Source organism: Terriglobales bacterium, from assembly GCA_035624475.1.
Lineage (GTDB): Bacteria > Acidobacteriota > Terriglobia > Terriglobales > Acidobacteriaceae > DASPRL01.
In genome coordinates this window covers 1-3190 of the sequence record DASPRL010000227.1, presented here as the reverse complement: position 1 = coordinate 3190, position 3190 = coordinate 1, and the positions used below count along the sequence as shown (strand labels likewise).

4 protein-coding genes are annotated in these 3190 nt (G+C 69.3%); all 4 read left to right on the top strand.

Annotation, left to right across the window (positions count from 1 at the left end):
* Nucleotides 1-577: sigma-70 family RNA polymerase sigma factor (locus VEG08_09385; protein HXZ28193.1), on the top strand; the 577-nt coding region annotated here is incomplete at its 5' end.
* A 177-nt stretch (nucleotides 578-754) separates the two neighbouring features.
* The gene (locus VEG08_09380; GenBank protein ID HXZ28192.1) at nucleotides 755-1204 is read left to right on the top strand and encodes an OsmC family protein; all 450 of its coding nucleotides are present in this window, start codon (nucleotides 755-757) and stop codon (nucleotides 1202-1204) included.
* A gap of 9 nt (nucleotides 1205-1213) precedes the next feature.
* On the top strand, nucleotides 1214-2596 hold the full coding sequence (locus VEG08_09375) for a TolC family protein (GenBank protein ID HXZ28191.1): 1383 nt from the start codon (nucleotides 1214-1216) through the stop codon (nucleotides 2594-2596).
* Nucleotides 2593-3190 (top strand): biotin/lipoyl-binding protein (locus VEG08_09370; protein HXZ28190.1); only part of this gene is annotated, 598 nt, incomplete at its 3' end. The genes VEG08_09375 and VEG08_09370, both read left to right, overlap by 4 nt.

Genomic DNA, 3190 nt, shown 5'->3' with positions numbered 1-3190 from the left:
CTTGCCCGACCGGCAGGAGTTGGAATCGCTGGCCGGCGGCGACCATCCCACGCCCGAGGCGGCGGTCCTGCGCGGCGAAGCGGCCGCGCGGCTGCAGGCAGCGGTGCAGAAGCTGCCGCCGGCCTATCGCGTCATCTTGGTACTGCACGACATGGAGGAACTTTCCGCCGCCGAGATCGCGCGCGTCACCGGGTTGCGCGAGCCCACGGTGCGCGTGCGCCTGCACCGCGCCCGCCTTTTCCTGCGCAACGAACTGGCAGGGGCGGGGAAGCGACGTGCCCGGCGCGCTCCCCGGCCCGCGCCTTCCGCCGCTCGCCCGCGCCGCTGCCGCCAGCTCTTCGCCGCCCTCTCCGACTACCTCGACGACGCGCTGGACGACACCCTGTGCGATGCCCTGGAAAAGCACTTGGACGGCTGCCAACCTTGCGAGGCTTTCCTCTCCAGCCTGGAACAGACGGTCGCGCATTGCCGCCGATTCCAGCCGGGACACCCGGATCGCAGGCTTGCCGCCCAGGTTCGCCAGGAACTGCTCGCGAAGTACCGCCTAGCTCTGCAGTCCGCACCTCGCAAGAACTAGCCTCTACCCTTGATGCGGGCGCGCCCCTGTGACGCTCATCACAGCTTTCCCGTTCACAACTCCTTGAGACTGAAACGGTTGAGGAAGCCCGTGTGCCTCAGCGGCCACGCTGAAATTCCCTGTAACGAAATTCAGCAGACTGCATTTCTTCGCTGAAGGGTTCCCAAGGAGGCGGCAATGATAGAAGCCAAGGTCACACTCACCCAGCCCCTGCGGCAAGAGGCGCGGCAGTTCGTGGCGCGCTCCGGCAGCGGCCACTATCTGATCCTCGACGACTCCGCCGGCGCCACCGGGCCCAAACCCATCGAACTGGTCGCCATGGGCCTGGCCGGTTGCACCGCCTTCGACGTCATCACCGTGCTGCGGCAGAAGCGGCGCCAACACGTCACCGGCTACGAGGTGCGGGTCGAAGCCGACCAGGCCGAGCGCCCACCCCAGGTCTTCACCCAGGTGCGCATCCATCACGTGGTCACCGGCCACGCCATCGATCCCGCCGCCGTGGAAGAGGCCATCCGCCTCTCCGAGGAAAAGTACTGCTCGGTGGGAGCCATGGTGAAGCTCTCCGCCAAGCTCACCACCACCTACGAGATCGTCTCCGCGGAGCAGCCGGCCACCACCGCGGCCTGAGGCGGCGTCATGAACGACCGACGGCACGCTTTCGATCTCCCGCCGCACGCATGGGTCGCGGCCTGCCTGCTGGTCCTGCTGGCCGCGCTGCCCGTGCGGGCCCAGAATCCGCTCACCCTGGAGCAGGCGGTCAGCATCGCGCTGGAGAAGAACCCGGTGCGCAAGGCCGCGCTCGCCGACCAGAAGGCGGCGGGCGCAGGCGTCAACCTGGCCCGCTCCGCGCTGCTGCCCCACCTGGTCTTCTCCGAGAGCTTTCTGCGCGGCAACGACCCCATCTACGTGCTCAGCGCCAAACTGCGCCAGCAGCGCTTCACCGCCGCGGACTTGGCGCTGCCCGTGCTGAACACGCCGCCGCCCATCAATAACTTCGTCACCCGCTTCGCCGTCGACTGGAATCTCTTCGACTCAGGCGCCTCCTGGCTCAACCTCAGCCGCTCGCACAAGTTGCAGCAGGCCGCCGGACGCCAGCTCGACCGCACCGAGCAGGAGCTGGTCTACCGTGTGGTCGAGGCCTACGACGGCCTGCTGCTGGCGGCCAAGCAGGAGAGGGTGGCCGAGGACGCGGTCAAGACGGCGCAGGCCACCCTCGACCAGAGCCGCGCCCGCTACGAGACGGGCATGACGGTCGAGTCCGACCTGCTCAGCGCCCAGGTAGAGCTGGGCGAGCGGCAGCAGCAGCTCATCCGCGCGCGCAACGACGTGGAGCTGGCGCGCGCCCGCCTCGCTCACGAGATGGGCACCTCCTTCGATCTCTCCTACCAGCCCGCGGAGGCCCTGGCCGAGCGCTCCTTCCCCCTGGCTCCGCTGTCCGAGCTGGAGCGTGAGGCGCTGGAGAAGCGCCCCGATCTCGAGAGCCTCCGCCTGGAAGAGAGCGCGCAGGGCAAGAGCGTGAACGCGGCCAAGGCCGCTTTCGGCCCCCGGGTGAACGCCTTCCTGGGCTGGGAGACCGACAATCCGCGCTTCACCGGAGGCGGCGGCAACAACTGGGTGGGCGGGGTGGAAGTGCAATTCGACATCTTCCAGGGCGGAGCCAAGCTGGCCGCCCTGGCCCAGCAGAAGGCCTATGCGCAGAAGGTGGCGGCGCTGCGCGAGTCGGCGGAGAGCGGTGTGCGCCTGGAGTTGCGGCGCGCTTATCTCGACTTCGATGCCAGCCGCCAGCAGGTGGAGGTGGCGCGCGCCTCCGTGAGCCAGGCGGAAGAGAGCCTGCGGATCAGCCAGAACCGCTACCAGGAAGGGCTGACCACCATCACCGAGCTGCTGCGCGCGCAGGAAGCGGCGCGCCGCAGCCAGGCCGAGTACTGGCAGGCCGTCTACCGGATGCAGACCAGCTACGCCGGGCTGGAACTGGCCAAGGGCACCCTCGACTCTCATTCTCTCGTGGTGACGCCATGAACGACCGCAAGCGCCTTCCCATCCTCACGACCCTGGCCCTAGTCGCCGCCCTGGCCGGCTGCTCCGGCGAGAAGCCGGCGGCGCCGGCGGCCGCGCCCGTGGTGCGCGACGTGAAGGTGCAGATCATCCAGCCCGTCACCGTGCCCGACTGGGGAGCGACCGTGGGCACGGTGCGCGCCATCCAAAGCAGCCAGCTTTCCAGCCAGATCGTGGCCAGCATCGTCGCCATCCCGGTCACGGCGGGTATGCGCGTGCGCCGGGGACAGGTGCTGGTGGCGCTCGACGGCGCCCAGGCCCACGCCGCGGTGCAGCAAGCTTCCGCCGCCGCCAACGCCTCGCAACAGCAGATCGCCGCCGCCGAGGCCGATTACGTCCTGGCCTCCAGCACGCTCCAGCGCTACCAGGCGCTGTATGAGAGAAAGTCAGTCAGCCCGCATGAGCTCGACCAGGTGCAGGCGCAGGAGAAGGCCGCGGCCGCCCGCCGCGAGATGAGCCGCGCCACCCAGGCCCAGGCCGAGGCTGCGCTCGCCCAGGCGCGCACCGCCGAAGGCTACACGCGCATCCGCGCTCCCTTTGATGGTGTGGTCACCGGCA